The following is a 17,300-nucleotide window of genomic DNA, read 5'->3' as shown; positions in this document are numbered from 1 at the left end:
AGAAGAACGATCGCCCTTGGGCGCGGCGCGCCCAAGGGCCCTTTTATTACGGAAGCGCAATGCGCGCGCCGGGCCCGACGCCTTTAGCATGGGAGCTGAAAGACTGGTGAGGAGGTCCCATGCGCATTCTGCTGGTGGAGGACGATGCCGCCATCGTGTCGGCGCTCTCGTCGCTCCTGCGGTCGGAAGGGTACGACGTCGCGTCCTGCGCGGGCCAGAACGAGGCCCTGGCGCTCGCGGAGCAGGGCTGTGACCTGGCGCTCCTCGACGTGTCGCTGGCCCAGGGCAACGGCTTCGCCACCTGCGCCGGCCTCCGCGCCGCGAACCCCGAGCTGCCGGTGATCTTCCTCACGGCCTCGGACGACGAGTGCTCCACCGTGACGGGACTCGACCTCGGGGCCGTGGACTACGTGGCGAAGCCCTTCCGCCCCCGAGAGCTGCTCGCGCGCGTGAAGGCTGCCCTTCGACAGGCGCGGCCGCCGGCCCACGTGCTGACGTGCGGGCCTCTGCGTCTGGACCCTGCGAGCGCCCGCGTGAGCCGCGACGGGCGCGAGGTGTTCCTCTCCCCCATCGAGTACCGGCTGCTGCTGGCCCTCATGGGGGCCGAGGGGCGCCTCGTCACGCGCCAGGCGCTGGCAGAGGCGCTCTGGGAGAGCGGCGGCTCGTACCTCTCGGACAACTCGTTGAACGTGTACCTGCGCCGGCTGCGCGAGAAGGTGGAGGAGGACCCGTCGCACCCAAAGCTGATTGTGACCGTGCGCGGGCTCGGCTATCGGATGGGCTCGTGAGCGCGCCCTGGGGAGGTCGCCCGGTGCTGGCGGCGATGCGGAACGCGTCGGTGCGGCGGGAGCTGGCGGCGGACGGCGCGCTGACCATCGTCGCCGGTGTGGCCGGGTATGGCGCGGCCGGCTGGCGCGGCGCCGCGGCCGGCCTCGTGCTGGGACTCGGGTTCATTGTGGCCGCGCTGGCCTGCGCGTCGCAGCGGTACCGAGAGATCGCGGCGCTGGGGACACGGCTGGACGAGGTGCTGCACTCCGGGCGCCGGCTCGCGTTCGAGAGCTGCCAAGAGGGCGACGTGGCCGTGTTAGCGAACGAGGTCGAGAAGGCCGTGGCGCGGCTCGTGCGGACCGGCGAGGAGCTGGCCTTGGAGAAAGGCCGGCTGGCCGAGACGCTCGCCGACGTGTCGCACCAGGTGCGGACGCCGCTCACCACGGTGTCCTTGCTCGCGGACGCGCTCGTGCACGAGGAGGACCCGGCGGAACGGAGGCGGCTCGGCCGCGAGCTGGAGTCGCTCGTGGACCGTGTGAACTGGCTCGTGACGGCGCTGTTGCAGCTCGCGAAGGCCGACGCGGGGGCGCTCCCGATGGAGGCGGCGACCGTGAGCGCGGAGGCCCTGGCCCGCCGCGCGGCCGCACCGCTCGCGCTGGCGTTCGACCTGGCGGACGTGCAGCTCGTGATGGACGTGCCAGAGGCCTGCGCGTTTGTCGGCGACGAGCGGTGGTGCGCGGAGGCGCTCGAGAACCTGCTCAAGGACTGCCTCGAGTCCACGCCGGCCGGCGGCACGGTGACCGTCCGCGGGCGCGAGACGGCGCTGGCGACCACCATCGAGGTGACGGACACGGGGCCGGGCTTCTCGGACGAGGCGCTGGCGCACCTCTTCGAGCGCTTCTGGCGCGGAGGGGCGACCGAGCAGCGCGACCTGCCCTGGGGCGAGGGCTTCGGCATCGGCCTCACGCTGGCGAAAGCGCTGGTAGAGGCGCAAGGGGGCACGCTCGCGGCGAGCAACGCCCCAGAGGGCGGCGCCCGCTTCACGATGGCCTTCCCCAAGACTGCCGTGTGACCTGCAAAAGGGGACGGAGCATTTCTGCAGGTTCTGCAGGCGCCGTCAGCAAAGCTGCAAAAGTGCTCCGTCCCCAATTACAGGTTTGTCACCGGGATGAGAGGGCACGGCAAGGGCGGACGCGCATCCTTGGGGCACCCAAGCGACAGGAGGAACCATGAACGTGCTCGAGGCGCGCCACCTCACCAAGGTCTATGGCACGGGTGCCAACGCATGCACCGCCCTGGACGACGTCACCCTCGAGGTTCGGGAGGGCGAGTTCCTCGCCGTGGTCGGCGCGTCGGGGTCCGGCAAGTCCACGCTGCTCCACGCGCTCGGCGGCGTGGACCGCCCCACGTCCGGCGAGGTCCTCCTCAACGGCGCCTCCGTGTACGACCGCTCCGACGAGGAGCTGGCGATCTTCCGCCGTCGGGAGGTCGGGCTCATCTATCAGTTCTACAACCTCGTGCCGGTGCTGACCGTTGTGGAGAACCTGACGCTGCCGGTGGCGCTCGACGGCCGCGAGATCAACCAGGAGCGCCTCGGCTCGCTGCTCGACCGCCTCGGCCTGCGCGGGCTCGAGGACCGCCTGCCCTCCCAGCCCTCGGGCGGCCAGCAGCAGCGCTGCGCCATCGGCCGCGCCCTGATGAACGCCCCCGCCGTGGTGCTCGCCGACGAGCCCACCGGCAACCTCGACAGCGAGAACAGCCGCGAGGTGCTCGAGCTGCTGCACGCCTCGAACCGCGAGCTGGGCCAGACGCTCGTCATGATCACGCACGACGAGGAGGCCGCGCTCACCGCGGACCGCGTCGTGAGCCTGCAGGACGGCCACATCCTCACGCTCGGGGGCCGCTGATGTCGGTCACCACACGATTCGCGCTCCGCTCCCTGCGCTCCAACCGCACGCGCACCATCGTCTCCGTGGCCGGGGTCGCGCTGGCGGCCGCGCTGCTCACCGGCGTCCTCGCCTGTTACTGGTCCCTGCGCGGCTTCCTGCTGGACCGCGTGGTCGCGATGGAGGGCGACTGGGCGGTGAGCGTGTGGCCGCAGGACCTCGAGCAGTACCGGGCGCTCGTGGACGACCCGGCGTTCTCGGACGCCTTCTGGGTGCAGGACGTGGGCTTCGCCGAGACGGACGCCGAGGAGAAGGCCCTCGACGAGTACCTCACCGTGCAGGCCATGGGCGGCGACCCCGGCCTCGTGGCGCTGCGGCTCACCGAGGGGCGGCTGCCCGAGAACGACCGTGAGCTGCTCGTGCCGGACCGGTGGGTGAACCTCGGCGCCCGCGACTGGTCGGTGGGGTCCACGGTCACGCTGGGCCTCGGGCAGCGCGAGGCAACGGCGACGTCCGCCCTGTCCGACGTCACCGACGCCGACCAGCGAGCCTATTACGAGGGCCTCGTGGGCACACGGCTCGATTCCTCGGCAGGCTACTACGACCCGGCGGTGGACGGCGGGGTCCTCAGCGAGAGGCTCGTGGACGTTCGGCCGCGCACCTACACCATTGTGGGCGTGTACGACTCGCTCGCCCAGGTGGGCGCCACGGGCGTGGGCCTGGCCGCGTTCACGGCCGGCGGCGACGAGCCAGCGCCCTTCTCAGGGGACGCAACGGACAACGCTGAGGTTGCGGCCCGCGGCGTCGAGGTCTTCCTCCGCGCGGGCCGGGTCACGAGCCTTGCCGACGTCGACCGAGCCGTGGGCGCCGCAGCGCCCGGCTGCGGGTACGCCGTCCATCTCGGCTACCTGCGCTACGCCGGCTTCTCGCTCGACACGGCGTCCGAGGAGTCGTTCCTCGGCATCGCAGCGACGCTCGGCGCGGTGGTGGTGGTCGCGTGCATGGCGCTCGTCTCCAACGCGTTCTCCATCTCCATCGCCCACCGCACGCGGCAGTTCGCGCTGCTCGCCTCCGTCGGCGCCACCCCGCGCCAGCTGCGCCACACGGTGCTCGTGGAGGCGGTGGTGGTCGCGCTGCTCGGGGTGGCCATCGGCACCGCCGCCGGGGCGCTCGGGTCCGCGGCGGCGTTAGAGTTCGTGGCCCCGCACGTTGAGCGCCTGGTCGGAACCGCGACCGATGCGAGCGGCACCGAGGTGGGCCTTTCGTTGCAGCTCCACTGGGCGCCGCTCGCCATCGCGGCCGTCTCAACGCTCCTGGCCGTCCTTGTGGCGGCGTGGCTCCCGGCCCGTCGGGCGTCCAAGGCGGACATCGTGGGCCAGCTGCGGGGCCAGGGCTCCGTGCGGCCGGTCCGCATCGAGAGGGACGCGCGGCCGTGGGCGCGCACCGGGCTTGCCGGGCGCCTTCTCGGCGCGCCGGGCAAACTGGCCGTCATCGACCGCCGGCGGAGCCCGCACACGGGCCGGGCGACCACCGTGTCGCTCGCACTGGCCGTGCTGCTGCTCGTGACGGCAGGCACCGTGGCCTCATCGCTCGACACCATGGTGGAGGCGAGCGGCGCGGACATCGACTACCCGGTGGACGTGACCGCCGACAACGTCACTGCCACGCCCGAGGAGGTGCGCTCCGCGATGTCCGAGCTGGGGCGCGTCGACGGCGTGAGGCTCGAGGGCTGGTCGCTGCAGGCCTGGGGCGTGGGCCTCGTGCCCGACGCGATGCGGGGCGCCACGCTGCGCTCGGTGGAAGGGAACGCGGACGAGAAGTACGCCCTGGTGGTGCAGCAGAACGCCTCGGAGACCCATTCCTACGCGGTGCCGCAAGACGGTCTGGCCGAGGAGGGCCCGGTCCTGGCCCCGGTGTCCCTGTGTTTCTTGGACGACCAGGCGTTCACGGCGTGGGCCAGGTCACAGGGCATCGAGGCCGGGCCGTACCTGGACGCCGCGGGCGCGGGCCGCGTGATGGCGGTGGGCGTCGCGACCTGCTGGGACAACGACGGGCAGCGCTACGTGCTCTCGGACGTGCTGAGCGGGACGGGGACGATACGGGCGCTGCTCGCGGGCACGTACGGCGACAGCGAGGCGACGGACGTGAGGGCCGGCGAGGACGGGCCTGTGGTCGTGGTGGACGGCAGGGCGCAGGACGGATCGGCGCTGTGGGAGACGTCGGCGCTCGACATCGACGTTGCCGCGCTGGCCGACGAGGTCCCGGTCACGGTCACGGCGCAAGGGGTGCCGACGCTCATCGCTCCCGCCAGCGCGCTCGCGGCCTGCGGAGAGCCCTCGCTCACGCTGACGGCCGGGTTCGACGCGACGGACCCGTCGGCTGCGACCGACGCGCTCGGCACCGTGGCCCAGCAGGAACTGGGCGACAGGACCGGCACCGTGTTCGTGACCGACCAGACCGCCGACCTGAGCAACAAGCAGTCGCTCGCGTTGGTGATCGAGCTGTTCAGCGGCCTGATGAGCGGCGTGCTCGCGCTCATCGCGGTGGCGAACCTATTCAACACGCTCACCAACGGCCTCGCGCTGCGGCAACGAGAGTTCGCGGTGCTGCGGTCGGCCGGGCTGCCGAAGCGAGGGCTTGCGAAGCTGGTGGGCTACCAGTGCGCGGGACAGGCGCTCCGAGGCCTCGTGCTGGGGCTGGTGCTCGCGGTCCCGGTGTGGGCCGCACTCGGCACGGCCGTGTCCGTCTCGGTGACGGGAGAGCGGCTCTCGTTCCCCTGGGCGTGGGTCTGTTGCGCGGTGGCCGGGTGCCTCGCGGTGACGGCGGTCGCCTGCTGGTACGGGCTGCGCCGCTGCGACGACGCGTCGCTCGTGGGCTCCCTCCGCGCGGACTAGGCGCACACCTGTAAAAGGGGACGTAGCACTTTTGCACATCACTTCGTCAATCACGTGCAAAAAGGCTACGTCCCCAATTGCACCGAGTAGGCCTCTTTGTAGCGCGCGCCGTCGGGAACGAGTTTGTCAAGATGATTTTTGTAAGTTTTCTAAATTCAAATATTTATCCGCTGAAAAATCTCCCAACATCTCGTGTCTGCATATTTCTTGAAACACCGTATTCAAAGGATTCTTCGCACTTTCCGATTGCTTCACATTTACAATAAAAGTGGTTTTACCTATTCGTGTTGTATAGGATAAAGTGTTTTCTTTCATATCGTCCGTTTCTCCTTTTCATAAATTGACTGTGGGGCATTCCGTTTAGAACACCCCACAAATACAGCCTGTTTCATCTGAACATATCAAGAAGTCATTAAGTTGCAAGTACAATGGAAATGGTTATCTTTCCATACCACGCTTGTTTCTTCGTGCCTTGATACGCTCCTGTCTTTCTTTTTCCCTTGCTTCTTTTTCGGCTCGTTCCTGTGCTTCCTTAAAAGAAACAAGTTGCTTCACTTTTTCGGTAAAAAGTTTAGCAACTTCGGGGAAATGCTCCAACGCTTCAAGAAAAGGTCTGCACTTTTCTTTCAGTTCGTTGTATTTGGTTTTCATTCTTTCCAGTGCATTTGCACTGTCAAAATATTTCTGTCGGTAATAATTTGCACTCTGCTCCAATTTATTGATTTCCGCACGACTGGTAATGCCCTCTTTGGCAAGGGAAGTCAGCTCAGAATAATCCTCTTTGGAGATTGCCATTTTACCTGTGATTGTTTTCTGCCCCATACTGTCAATCTCGTTTAAGGTTTTGGAAATATGACGGGCAGGCTCATACTTAACCTGTTCCTTTTGAATACGCTTCTGCAACTTCTCCAATCGCTCTTTATCCTGTTTGATTTGATATTGCAGGGAAGTCAAATGCTCTGCCGTACTTCCGTATTCGCCACGCTGAAAGCCTTTGAACCCTTGTTCCGTCATATAGTGAAACAACTCATCTTGCAGTATGCTGTACGAAGCTCGGAACATCGGTTTCCCGTTCTTTCTTAGCAATGGATTTCCTTTTTCATCGGTCAGCGGAATATCCGATTTCCATTTCTTTGAATGGCTTATCTGATTAACAACCGCCTTGACCGTTCCTCGCAGTTCGGGGTCTTTGCAACGCTTACTCCATAAGATTTCTTTCTCCACCACAGGCAGAACCATAGCGTGAAGATGATAGTGGTAAACCTCTTTTCCAAGTTCTTCGGTTGCCGCTACATTGATTTCATCAGCGTGCATTACTGCCGATATAACATTGTCAGCACCGAATTTTTCTTCGATGAAATGATAGGCTTCTTCATAAAACTGCTTTGCGTATTCATAACCACCGTTACGCTCGAAGTACATCGTGTTCACATCAATCACAATCTCATTAAAGAGTGTTGCGTCTTTCCTTAACCCACGAAGCGACACCTGCCCGTCTGTTTCCATCTGCTTTAACTGTTCCATATAGGTCGGGGCAGTCGGTTTTTTGAAATGCACATTAAAGGGTATTCGTTCCACAATTACATTCATATTTTCATAGGTTTCATTCTTGCGTTCGTTGTGCCTTTCCGCCTTGCTCACATCAGAAGCGGTGTACTGTTTTACCCTTGCACAACTCATATCTGCCTTGTTGGTTTTTGCCATTTTGCTCTCCTTTCCAGACAGGGGCGAAGCCATTACACAACATTCTTTGAATGTGTGTAACCCACTATGACACTTTCAGACTTCGTCTGCAAAGATGTCGTGGGCAAGGGAGTTCCCCCTTGACCTCCTTATGATACCTCAATCATACAAACAGACTGTCCACTCATCAGACAGCCTGCATTATTCTCTCGGTATATCGCCCATCGGCAAAGACCAGTACCACAGAAAGCCTTTCTTTTTGGAGATAACTCCTGCTTTCTTCTTTGCCTTTTTGATGGTCGATTTCTTGAACCCTGCGGCTTCAAGTCTTTCTTCGCAATCCGAAGAAAGCATTTCTCCGTCTTTCAGCATTTCCAAAAGAAATTCTTTTGCCTTGATTTCCTTATCGTTCGGTCTGCCCATTTTAGGGGCAAGGGATTGGAACGCTTCTTCTGCTGTCATTTCCATTTCAGAGATAAAGTCCACTCCTTTTTCTGCAACCTCAAAGAGAATTGCAGAGCCTGTCGGGGCAAGGTTGGATTTCACTTGCACCATATATCTTTCCGCTGGTGCTTCTTTGTTCGGTGTGCGTGTGATTGCAAGAATACTTCTTGCAGCACCCGCAATATCAATAGAACCATTGGTACGATAAAGTGGATTGGTATCTCTCATCTTGTTCATATGAGCGATAATCACGATTGCACAGCCAGTATTCTTCGCAACCGCAATCAGATGATTAAACTCTGCTCGTGTTTCGTTGGCATTGTTCATTGAACAGTTCTCTCCGATATAGGAACTCATCGGGTCAAGAATTAAAAGTTTTGCGTGATACCTTTCGATTGCTTCAGCAATACGGTTATCCCCAAAGGATAAAGACTTTTCATCTTCCTTGATGAAGATAAGATTTTCTCCATTCCCACCGGCTGAATTAAATCGGGGTACTACCGTATCGTCTGCGTCATCTTCCGTTGTCTGATAGATGATAGTCATAGGCTCGGTTTCTTCCGTTTCAGTAAAGGGCAGAGGTTCGCCCTTAGAGAGTAGGGCGGCAATGGAAAGCATTAACTTGCTTTTTCCATCGCCCGGATCGCCCTGCAACAGCGTAACCTTGCCGAACGGAATATACGGATACCACAGCCATTTCACTTCTTTCGGTTCGATTTCACTTGCCTTGATAACTTCAAGAGGTACATTTACATTCATTTCATTTTCCGTCTGCTTCATTGTTCTTCGTTCTCCTTTTCGATAAATACTTCGGGCAAAGCACTACGATACAGCGGAAACTCTGCTTGCAGTCATTACTGCACTTTCTGCAAAGTTCGTTGTAGGTAATGCGATTTCTTTCATTCAGAAACAACGCCCACTCTTGTTTCCGTTTCTTGCTCATTCTCGGCATATCAATCCTCCTTTCCGCCTGAAAACAAAAAAACCACAGGGCAGATACTTACTGCCTTGTTTCTGTCATTTTTCGGGGCGAAAATCGGGCAAAATTGCCTTTCTAAGCCTTTCAAAAAATCACACAAGGTATTCGTACTAACCTGTGGTTATGTATGAAATTGTGGGGTTTTGGGTAACAGAAAACACCGTATTTCTACGATGTTTTCTGTCACATATATTCTATTTAAGATACTGACAAACTGGGATTGTCTAAAATAGTAAAGCCGTACCGCTTACTATTTTTTCTTTTACTGCTGAAACAGTATCTTTGATTGAATGCGTCATTAACTTGTTTCATTAAATCATATATATCCATTTGTACCACCATTTATAAAACTTTCTTTATTTTATCAACTTGTTCTTCTACTTCTTCCGGATAGTTTTTAACCATATCATCACTTCCTTAATTTTTCATCTTTGCGAGTTCTTATATAAATCTCTTTTCTACCTTTTTCTATAAAATCAGGTCTATTATTTTTAATACCATATACAATAGTTTCTATTGGATAATATTGTTCTACAACATCTTGATATTCCTTTGCTTTTGAAATCTCAATATTTCCGTATAATCTTAATATATCTTCTCCAAAAGACACGCCAATTTCTTCTTCACTATCTTCTAGCAAATATATGAAATCACAGTATTCATCTATAATTCCAGAATCTCCAAAATCTATTACACCACATAATCTATTTTCATCATCAAGTAATAAATGATTACAACTAAAATCATTATGGCATAAGCATTTTTTACCATCAAATATAGTTGTACTATTTAATCTTTGCATAAATTCTTCTACATATTGTTTTTCAATATCAGTAAGACTATCATATATTGTTTCTTTAAGTAATTGATATTCTTCTAAAACATTTTGTTTATTGTCTATCGTATATGAACTTATTTCACTATAATCTAAATCGTGCATTTGTCTTAAAAACATAGCAATATCTTGCTTTAATAATTCTTGCTTTTCTTTTGATAAGGCAAAATATATTTCTGGTGTTAAAAAAGTTCCTTTAATTTCTTTATATCCTAAAATAGATAATTCTTCACTTATATATGAATATTCTATATTTGGTATTTTAATATTTGTATTTAATTTTTTGTTTAGAAAATCATATATTGCTTTTTCTTTTTCATACCCTTTTTTCTTATTAGCACTAAATTTGATTTTGAAAACATATTCATTATTTACAATGTATGCTTTGCTGTCATAACCCTCACCAATCAACTTTATACTATCAACAACTATATTGCATTTTTCTTCTATTATCTTTTTTATATCCATTAGTTTTTCTCCTTAAAATCATACACATAAATAATTTCATCATCTGCTGCCCTCCGGAGTGAGCTCGCTGCGGAAAAGCGTCACCTGCTCCGCCGCCTGCGGCAGAGGGAACGCGAGGCCCTTGAGCTCGCCGGACCGCATCGAGGCCCTCCGCGCGAGGGTGATGTGCGGCAGGTAGGCGCGCCTCTCGAAGGGGACGCCGCGCGACGCGAGCTCCTCGACCAGACGTGCCTGGAGCGTCATCAGCCCGAGGTCCTTGTCCAGGCCGAGCCAGAACATGGAGTCCTTCTTGCGGTCGAACGAGCCGAGGCTCGCCGGCGCCAGGCGCACCTCGCCTGCGTCCTCCACGGCCGCGTCCATCGCGTCCATCGCGGCGCGGGTCTCGCGCTCGTCGATGTCACCGAGAAACGCGAGCGTCAGGTGCAGGTTCTCGCGGGGCGTGAAGCGACCGTTCATGACGGGCGCGAGGCCCTGCTGCACGGCGACGGTGCCCTCGAGGAACTCCTCGGGCAACGGGATGGCGATGAAAGAACGCATGGGGCTCCCCTCCTCTCGGGAATCAGGGAGCCCACGATAGCGCAACGGGCGCGGACGCCTGCGTCAAAGCCATTTGTCCGGACCTGGACGCTTCGGTCAAAGCGATTTGTCCACGCTCCAGCCGATCGGAGCGTGGACAAACGGCTCTCTCCCGAGCGTCCAACCGTGGACAAATGGCTTTCTCCCAAGCGTCCGGGCTAGGCGAACTGCGAGTTGTAGAGAGCCGCGTACTTGCCGTCGGCCGCCAGCAGCGACTCGTGCGTGCCCTGCTCCACAATGGTCCCGTGCTCCATGTAGAGGATCAGGTCCGCGTCGCGGATGGTGCTCAGCCGGTGCGCGATCACGAAGCTCGTGCGCCCGTGCATCAGCCGGTCCATCGCGCGGCCGATCGCCGCCTCGGTGCGCGTGTCCACGCTCGACGTGGCCTCGTCCAGGATGATCACCTGCGGGTCGCGCAGGATCACGCGCGCGATGGTGAGCAGCTGTCGCTGCCCCTGGCTCAGCGCCGAGCCCTCGTTGTCGAGCACCGTGTCGTACCCGTGGGCCAGAGTTCGGATGAAGTGGTCCACGCAGGCCGCCTTCGCGGCGCTCTCGACCTGCTCACGGCTGGCGCCCGGGCACCCGTACGCGATGTTCTCGGCCACGGTGCCGCCGAACAGCCACGTGTCCTGGAGCACCATGCCCATCGTGTCGCGCAGGTCGGCGCGCGCCATCGACTCGGTCGGCGTCCCGTCGAGGCAGATGCGGCCCCCTTGCACGTCGTAGAAGCGCATCAGCAGGTTGATGAGGGTCGTCTTGCCGGCGCCCGTGGGGCCCACGATGGCGACCTTCTGCCCCGGCTCCGCCACAAAGCTCACGTCCTCCATCAGCGGCGTGGCGGGGTCGTAGCCGAACCGCACGGACTCGAAGGCCACACGCCCCGGGCCTGCCGGCGCCGGCAGGCAGGGCACTGGGTCCGGCGTCTCCTCCGGCTCGTCCAGAAGCTCGTAGGTGCGCTTGGCGCTCGCGAGCGCGCCCTGCAGGTTGTTGACCATGAACGCGGCCTGGCAGAGCGGTTCCGCGCCAATGTTCACGTACTGGAAGAACGCCTGCGCCACGCCCACGGACATCTGCCCGGTGAGCATCTGCACGCCGCAGGCCAGCGCGATCAGCGCCAGCGCGATGCGGGTCAGCGTGCGCATCAGCGGGTTCATGCAGTTGGTGAGGAAGTCCGTCCTCCGCTGCGCCTCGCAGTTATCGGTCACGTCGCGGCCCACCGAGGCGATGGTCGCGCCCTCGTGGTTGAACGCGCGGATCACGTTGCGGCCGGCATAGCACTCCTCCACGAGGCCGGTGAGGTCCGCGAGCGTCTCCTGGCGCCGCTCGGCCGCAGCGAACGTCCGCTTGGACACCGCCTGCACGATCAGCAGGCACACCCCCATGCAGCCGAGGAACACGCAGGTGAGCGGCGGGCTGTAGTACAGCATCGCCCAGAGCACGCCCACGATGTAGCCGAGTGCCATCATCAGCTGGAAGAGGCCCGTCTGCATGGCCTCGGAGATGCGGTCGAGGTCCGCCGTCACGCGGGCCAGCACCTCGCCGGCCTTGTGGCGGTCGAAGAAGGCGAGCGGCAGCCGGTTGAGCTTAGCCGCGATGCGCTCGCGGAAGGAGAGCGTGAGGGTCTCGGCGACGGACGCCATCAGATAGGCGGACACATAGTACGTGGCCCACTGGATCACGTAGTAGCTGGTCAGGATGCCCAGCTGCATCGTCAGCGCGTCCGTGAGCGCAAAGGCGCGCCCCGCGGCGATGCAACCCTTTGCCTCCTCCCAGATGAGGTTGACGACAATGGCGCTCTGGGCCGGCGCGAGCACGTAGAACACGCAGTGGCAGGCCAAAAGCCCTACGACGAGCCACAGGCGCGCACGCTGGCGGCTCAGGTCGCGCAGGAAGCGCTTCGCCGTGGACCGGGTCCGCGGGGCCGTCATCTCAGTGTTCTTCTCGGCAGCCTTCTCGGCAGTCATCACTCGCTCACCTCCTTGGTCTGGGATGCGACGATCTCGCGATACACCGCGCAACTGTCCATAAGCTCCTCATGGGTCCCCTGGCCCACGATGCGGCCCTCGTCCACGACGACGATCGAGTCCGCGTGCCGGATGGTCGAGACGCGCTGGGCCACGATCACCTGCGCGGCGTCCGCCACCTCCTGGGCCAGCGCATGGCGCAGGGCCGCGTCGGTCTTGAAGTCGAGCGCCGAGAAGCTGTCGTCGAACACATAGAGGGCCGGGTTCCCCACGAGCGCCCGGGCGATGGCCAAGCGCTGTCGCTGGCCTCCCGAGAAGTTCGTGCCGCCGGCCGCCACGCGGGCGTCAAGCCCCTCCGGCAGCTCGCGCACGAAACCGGCGGCCTGCGCCACCTCGAGCGCGTGCCACAGGTCCTCGTCGCTCGCGCCCGAATCGCCCCAGAGCAGGTTCGAGCGGATGGTCCCGCTGGCCAGCCACGCCTTCTGTTGTACGAACCCGATGTGCTCGCGCAGCTCGTGCTGCGTCATGTCGCGCACGTCCACGCCGCCCAGGCGGACCGAGCCAGCGCTCACCTCGTTGAACCGCAGGATGAGGCTCGCGATAGTGGACTTGCCCGAGCCGGTGCCTCCGATGATCGCGAGGGTCTCCCCCGCGCGGCACGCGAACGTGAGCCCGGTGAGGGCGTCCTCCTCGGCGTCGGCGAAGCGGAAGCTCACGTCGTCAAAGGCCAGCACCGGGACGTCCTCTGCGGTCGCCGCAGGCCCGAGCAGCGGCTTTGCTCCCTCGCCCGGCGCGACGAGGTCGCAGATCTCCGGCGCGTACTGCAGCACCTCGTCCACGCGGCGGCAGCACTCGAGGGCGCGCGGCAGCATCAGCACCACCATCTGCGCCATCATGATGTACATCAGGACCATGACCGCGTACTCGATGAGGGCGAGGATGTCGCCGATGCCGAGGCCACCCACCACGATCTGCGCGCCGCTCATCCAGTACAGGACCACGACGAAGCCGTTGGTGGCGAAGTAGCTCAGGCCGTCGAGGTTCGCGAACAGGCGGTTGGCCTTGATGGCCGTCTGCGCGTAGTCCTCGAACGACACGTCGAGCCTCCCGCGCTCATGGTCCTCCCGGTTGAACGCGCGCACGACGCGCACGCCGGTGAGGTTCTCGAGCAGCACGGCGCTCATGCGGTCCAGCAGGTACTGCAGCCTGCGGAAGAGCGGCGAGGCCTGACGGATTACCAAGAGCGCCACCGCGAGCACGACCGCCACGGCCGCGAGGAGCATGAGGGCGCCCCGGACGCTGACCGAGAACGCGAGCCCCAGCGCGACGAAGCACACGATGGGCACCGGCAGGATCATCTGCACGGTCATCATCAGCGCGGACTGGATGTTGGTGACGTCGGCGATGGTGCGCGTCGTGATGGAGGCCGTCCCGAAGTGCCGGAAGTCGTAGACCGAGAGCTTGAGGGACTTCTCATAGATGGCACAGCGCAGGTCGTGGCCGACGTTCGCGACGAGCCTCGCGCAGCACCAGGCGCCGGCGACGGCGCCCGCACCGGACACGACGGCCGAGACGAGCATCCACGCGCCGGTGGCGACGACCTCGTCCACCGACGCGCCGGCCGCGCCGAGGTTCATGATCTGGGCCGCCAGCGTCGGCACGTAGAGCGCGCAGGCGACATCGACGGTGAGCAGGAGCAACGTGACGACGAGCAGCCGCAGGTGCGGCCGCACGAAGCGGGCAATGAGCTGCATAGAGGGCCTTTCTCGGATGACGGGTGCGGGACGGCGCCGCAGCTACTCCGGGTGCGCCGTCTCCTTCCAGGCTTGTTCCAACGCCGTCGAGAAGTCCTCCAACAGGCCGGTGAACGTCTCCCGCTGGTGGGACGGGATCCGCGACCAGAAGCCCTCCTCGATGGCCTCGAGCGCTCGCACGTGCTCGCGCACGAACGCCTCTCCCCGGGCCGTGAGCCCCACGCGCTTGAGGCGGCGGTTCTGAGCGTCCTCGGTCACGGTCACGAGTCCGCGGCGCACGAGCGAGCCGCAGGCGGAGTTGACCGTCTGCCGACTGACGCCGAGCGCCTGCGCGATGGCCGATTGGCTCGTGACCCCCTCGTCCACGTAGGCGATGAGCCAGAACTCCGTGGGCGACACGCCATCCGCCCGGGCAATGAGGTTGTAGACGCGGTCCATGTTGTTCATGGCCTCGCGAAAGCGTTCGATGGAGTCGGGCGCGGGCACGGGGAGCCTTTCGTCGGGTCGGGAAGCGTCAGAGATCGTACCGTCCGAAACCGGACACTGCAACCCTGCACAGGAAGGCTCCGCATCCGTCCCTCAGACGTCAGTCCCTTAACGCCCGTCCCAGGTAGTAGCCCTCGTCGGAGAAGCGCTTCCTGTAGGTCAGGTAGCAGACCGTCACCACCGAGACGGCGGTGGCCGCCGTCAGCATCAGGAGCACGACGACCTGGTACTTCGCGGCCATGACCGGGTCCGCGCCCGCAAGGATCTGGCCGGTCATCATGCCGGGTATCTGCACCAGCCCTGCCGCGCTGAGGGTCGCCAAGGGCCCCGTGAGCCCGGCGCCGACGGCCGCCTTGATCGAAGGGAACGCCGCCTCCCGGGGCGTCGCACCGAGCGAGACCATCGTGTGGATCTCCTCCTCGCGCGCGTCGAGGTCGCTGAACAGCCGGCCGATGGCCACCGCCACCGCGCTCATCGTGTTGCCGATCACCATGCCCGCGATGGGCACGAACTGGCGCGCCGAGTACCACGGGTCCGGACCGATGATCCCGTCCACGACGATGAAGGTGATGGCCACCGACGTGACGAGGATAGAGGCGAACACATCGGGCGCGAGCCCCGGCACCGCGTGCCTCACCCGGTCCAGCGCGATCTGTGTCGCCGCCGCGATCATCCCAAGCACCACGAGCAGCACGAGCCACCAGCTCTGGTACCGGAACAGGTACACGAGCAGAAAGCCCATGGCCAAGAGTTGCAGGAACCCGCGCGCGCCGGCGATGGCGATGCGCTTGCCCTCGCCGAGCGCGAGTCGCCACGACACGATGCCCGCCGCGAGCAGGAACCCGCTGGCAAGGGCGAGCTGCAGGTTGCCGATAGGGATGACGCCGGAGCTCATCGCAGGCTCCCTTCCACGTAGGACAGACGCCCGTCCGCCAGCGTGAACGTGCCGTCCGCGAGCCCGTCCGCCTGGCGGTGGCGGATCCTCAGACAGGCGGTCTCCCCGTGCACCAGCTCGCGCGTCAGGCGCCCCACGGCGAGCGCGGACTCGTCGTCGAGCGCGGCGTCCACCTCGTCCAGGAGCAGCACCTGCGGGGACGTCGCGAACGCGCGCAGCACCGCCACGCGCGCCCGCTGGCCGCCGGAGAGCTGGGCGGCGTCACGGTCGAGCGGCACATCACCCAGCTCGGCCTTCTCGAGGAGCGCCACCAGCTCCGCGTCGCTCGGCGGCTTCGCGCCCGCGTTCACCTTGAGCGTCCATGGCCACCGCAGGTTGTCGCCCACGGTGCCGGGCACCAGCGTCGCCACCTGCGGCACCAGGCACACGCGGCGACGCCACTGCACGGGCGGGATGTCCCTCTCGGACTCCCCCGCCAAGAACAGCTCGCCCGCGCTCCTCGGGACTGTGCGGGCGCAGGCCTCGAGAAGCGTCGACTTGCCCGAGCCGGACGGCCCCACGAGGTCGTACATGCGCCCAGCCTCGAGCGAGAGGTTCACGCCCGAGAACGGCGCGAACGGCCGCCCTCCCCGGCGATAGGCAACGGTGACGGAGGTGGCTTGGAACAACGGCTGCGCCATGAGGGCTCCCGATTCAATGGCTAACGACGATAACCATGTGCCCATTCGCGCCTGCGAAAGTCCCTAGGTTTCAGGAATGCAGTGGGGCGGCCGGATAGCAGTCAGTCCTTGGCGAGCAGGAGCTGCTGAGCACGGTGGCGGCGAGGCTCGTGCGCCCGGGACCGCCACGCTCGACCAGCGCGTCCTTCAAAAGGAGGACGCCCCGACGGCGGAGGGATGCCAGCCCGTGCGCCCCAAGCCCTCCGCCACGGCGGAGGCGAGCACGCTGCACCCGCCATGCTCGTCGACGGCTCGCAATGGGCGCCCCAAGAATGGGGCAACCAGCCCTATAATCGAGGCTGTAACGAGCCCTTTCCAAGGAGGAATCATGGGAACCGTCGTCACCGTCGGGATGGCCGACGCAAAGACCAACTTCTCGCGCATCACCGCCGAGGCCAACAGGACCGGCGTCCCGGTGACCGTGTTCCGCCACAACCGCCCCTGGGTGGAGATCAGGCCGCTGGACGTGCATGGCGATGTGCCAGCCGAAACCATGGAGGCCGTGGCTCAGGCCGACGCCATTGAGGCCGACCCGGAACACGTCACCTACGCGACCGCCGAGAGCGTCTTCGAGGCGCTGGACATCTAGGGGGCTTGGATGCTCAGAGCCTCGTTCACCCCGCGCTTCCGGCGCGACGTGAAGGCCTGCCAAAAGCGGCACTGGGATACGGATGCCCTAAAGCGAGCCGTGACCGACCTGCTGGCCTCGGACTCCGTGCCACTGCCCCGCGCGTACGGGGACCACTCGCTCTCGGGTCCCTTGTCCGGCAACAGGTCGATCCATGTCGACTCCGCGCCCAACCCTCCCGCCGACACGTGGGTGCTCATGTACCGGCGATGCGGCGACGAGATCCTCCTCGTGCGGACCGGCACCCACAACGAGGTGTACGGGAGGTCCCAAGCTTGAATCCAATCAAGCAGCTCGTGGCGCACTTCGCGAGAACCGTCA

General features: G+C 62.0%; 15 protein-coding genes. 6 read left to right on the top strand and 9 right to left on the bottom strand.

The genetic code is table 11. The features are described from left to right. The first annotated feature begins 119 nt into the window (after positions 1 to 119). The 4 genes from QJ043_RS01040 (at position 120) to QJ043_RS01025 (ending at position 5,548) form a co-directional block, all read left to right on the top strand. Positions 120 to 788: a response regulator transcription factor gene (locus QJ043_RS01040; protein ID WP_283712314.1), complete on the top strand. Its 669-nt coding sequence runs from the start codon at positions 120 to 122 to the stop codon at positions 786 to 788. Between the two features lie 35 nt (positions 789 to 823). Next, entirely contained in the window at positions 824 to 1,840 is a 1,017-nt protein-coding gene (locus QJ043_RS01035) for a sensor histidine kinase (protein WP_283722696.1), read from the top strand. Positions 1,841 to 1,997: 157 nt separating this feature from the next. Then, a complete protein-coding gene (locus tag QJ043_RS01030) occupies positions 1,998 to 2,675 on the top strand; it encodes an ABC transporter ATP-binding protein (protein WP_283712312.1) in 678 nt (225 codons plus the stop codon). Further along, a complete protein-coding gene (locus QJ043_RS01025; RefSeq protein WP_283712311.1) occupies positions 2,675 to 5,548 on the top strand; it encodes an FtsX-like permease family protein in 2,874 nt (957 codons plus the stop codon). Before QJ043_RS01030 ends, QJ043_RS01025 begins: the two co-directional genes overlap by 1 nt. Before the next feature lie 438 nt (positions 5,549 to 5,986). Here the strand turns inward: QJ043_RS01025 and QJ043_RS01020 are convergent, their stop codons facing one another. The 9 genes from QJ043_RS01020 to QJ043_RS00975 all read right to left on the bottom strand — a co-directional run bounded on the left by QJ043_RS01020 (position 5,987) and on the right by QJ043_RS00975 (position 16,312). After that, positions 5,987 to 7,252: a plasmid recombination protein gene (locus QJ043_RS01020; RefSeq protein WP_283712310.1), complete on the bottom strand. Its 1,266-nt coding sequence runs from the start codon at positions 7,250 to 7,252 to the stop codon at positions 5,987 to 5,989. Positions 7,253 to 7,432: 180 nt separating this feature from the next. Then, positions 7,433 to 8,455: an AAA family ATPase gene (locus QJ043_RS01015; protein WP_004452858.1), complete on the bottom strand. Its 1,023-nt coding sequence runs from the start codon at positions 8,453 to 8,455 to the stop codon at positions 7,433 to 7,435. Between the two features lie 608 nt (positions 8,456 to 9,063). After that, on the bottom strand, positions 9,064 to 9,957 hold the full coding sequence (gene aph(2'')-I, locus QJ043_RS01005; RefSeq protein WP_283712309.1) for an APH(2'')-If/Ih family aminoglycoside O-phosphotransferase: 894 nt from the start codon (positions 9,955 to 9,957) through the stop codon (positions 9,064 to 9,066). Positions 9,958 to 9,996: 39 nt separating this feature from the next. Then, a complete protein-coding gene (thpR, locus tag QJ043_RS01000; RefSeq protein ID WP_283712308.1) occupies positions 9,997 to 10,494 on the bottom strand; it encodes an RNA 2',3'-cyclic phosphodiesterase in 498 nt (165 codons plus the stop codon). Positions 10,495 to 10,691: 197 nt separating this feature from the next. Then, the gene (locus tag QJ043_RS00995; RefSeq protein WP_283712307.1) at positions 10,692 to 12,497 is read right to left on the bottom strand and encodes an ABC transporter ATP-binding protein; all 1,806 of its coding nucleotides are present in this window, start codon (positions 12,495 to 12,497) and stop codon (positions 10,692 to 10,694) included. Continuing rightward, entirely contained in the window at positions 12,497 to 14,251 is a 1,755-nt protein-coding gene (locus tag QJ043_RS00990) for an ABC transporter ATP-binding protein (RefSeq protein ID WP_283712306.1), read from the bottom strand. The genes QJ043_RS00995 and QJ043_RS00990 overlap by 1 nt, the downstream gene beginning before the upstream one ends. Positions 14,252 to 14,293: 42 nt before the next feature. Further along, positions 14,294 to 14,698, bottom strand: a complete 405-nt coding sequence (locus QJ043_RS00985) for a MarR family winged helix-turn-helix transcriptional regulator (protein WP_283722695.1) — start codon at positions 14,696 to 14,698, stop codon at positions 14,294 to 14,296. A gap of 139 nt (positions 14,699 to 14,837) precedes the next feature. After that, complete coding sequence (locus QJ043_RS00980; protein ID WP_283712304.1) at positions 14,838 to 15,632, bottom strand: ABC transporter permease; 795 nt, start codon at positions 15,630 to 15,632, stop codon at positions 14,838 to 14,840. Continuing rightward, on the bottom strand, positions 15,629 to 16,312 hold the full coding sequence (locus QJ043_RS00975) for an ABC transporter ATP-binding protein (RefSeq protein ID WP_283712303.1): 684 nt from the start codon (positions 16,310 to 16,312) through the stop codon (positions 15,629 to 15,631). Before QJ043_RS00975 ends, QJ043_RS00980 begins: the two co-directional genes overlap by 4 nt. Before the next feature lie 367 nt (positions 16,313 to 16,679). Between QJ043_RS00975 and QJ043_RS00970 the strand changes: the two genes are divergently transcribed. Next, complete coding sequence (locus tag QJ043_RS00970; protein WP_283712302.1) at positions 16,680 to 16,940, top strand: type II toxin-antitoxin system Phd/YefM family antitoxin; 261 nt, start codon at positions 16,680 to 16,682, stop codon at positions 16,938 to 16,940. 9 nt (positions 16,941 to 16,949) lie between these two features. Then, entirely contained in the window at positions 16,950 to 17,258 is a 309-nt protein-coding gene (locus tag QJ043_RS00965; protein WP_283712301.1) for a type II toxin-antitoxin system RelE/ParE family toxin, read from the top strand. The last annotated feature ends 42 nt before the right edge of the window (positions 17,259 to 17,300 follow it).

It is taken from the genome of Kribbibacterium absianum (assembly GCF_030067705.1).
Lineage (GTDB): Bacteria > Actinomycetota > Coriobacteriia > Coriobacteriales > Atopobiaceae > Kribbibacterium > Kribbibacterium absianum.
Note: the sequence above shows the minus strand (reverse complement) of the source record. Positions and strands in the feature narration are given on the sequence as shown.

Coding starts and splice junctions, on each gene's coding strand:
- QJ043_RS01040 (WP_283712314.1), top strand. CDS start 120: ATGCGCATTCTGCTGGTGGAGGACGATGCCGCCATCGTGTCGGCGCTC.
- QJ043_RS01035 (WP_283722696.1), top strand. CDS start 824: ATGCGGAACGCGTCGGTGCGGCGGGAGCTGGCGGCGGACGGCGCGCTG.
- QJ043_RS01030 (WP_283712312.1), top strand. CDS start 1,998: ATGAACGTGCTCGAGGCGCGCCACCTCACCAAGGTCTATGGCACGGGT.
- QJ043_RS01025 (WP_283712311.1), top strand. CDS start 2,675: ATGTCGGTCACCACACGATTCGCGCTCCGCTCCCTGCGCTCCAACCGC.
- QJ043_RS01020 (WP_283712310.1), bottom strand. CDS start 7,252: ATGGCAAAAACCAACAAGGCAGATATGAGTTGTGCAAGGGTAAAACAG.
- QJ043_RS01015 (WP_004452858.1), bottom strand. CDS start 8,455: ATGAAGCAGACGGAAAATGAAATGAATGTAAATGTACCTCTTGAAGTT.
- thpR (WP_283712308.1), bottom strand. CDS start 10,494: ATGCGTTCTTTCATCGCCATCCCGTTGCCCGAGGAGTTCCTCGAGGGC.
- QJ043_RS00995 (WP_283712307.1), bottom strand. CDS start 12,497: ATGACTGCCGAGAAGGCTGCCGAGAAGAACACTGAGATGACGGCCCCG.
- QJ043_RS00990 (WP_283712306.1), bottom strand. CDS start 14,251: ATGCAGCTCATTGCCCGCTTCGTGCGGCCGCACCTGCGGCTGCTCGTC.
- QJ043_RS00985 (WP_283722695.1), bottom strand. CDS start 14,698: ATGAACAACATGGACCGCGTCTACAACCTCATTGCCCGGGCGGATGGC.
- QJ043_RS00980 (WP_283712304.1), bottom strand. CDS start 15,632: ATGAGCTCCGGCGTCATCCCTATCGGCAACCTGCAGCTCGCCCTTGCC.
- QJ043_RS00975 (WP_283712303.1), bottom strand. CDS start 16,312: ATGGCGCAGCCGTTGTTCCAAGCCACCTCCGTCACCGTTGCCTATCGC.
- QJ043_RS00970 (WP_283712302.1), top strand. CDS start 16,680: ATGGGAACCGTCGTCACCGTCGGGATGGCCGACGCAAAGACCAACTTC.
- QJ043_RS00965 (WP_283712301.1), top strand. CDS start 16,950: ATGCTCAGAGCCTCGTTCACCCCGCGCTTCCGGCGCGACGTGAAGGCC.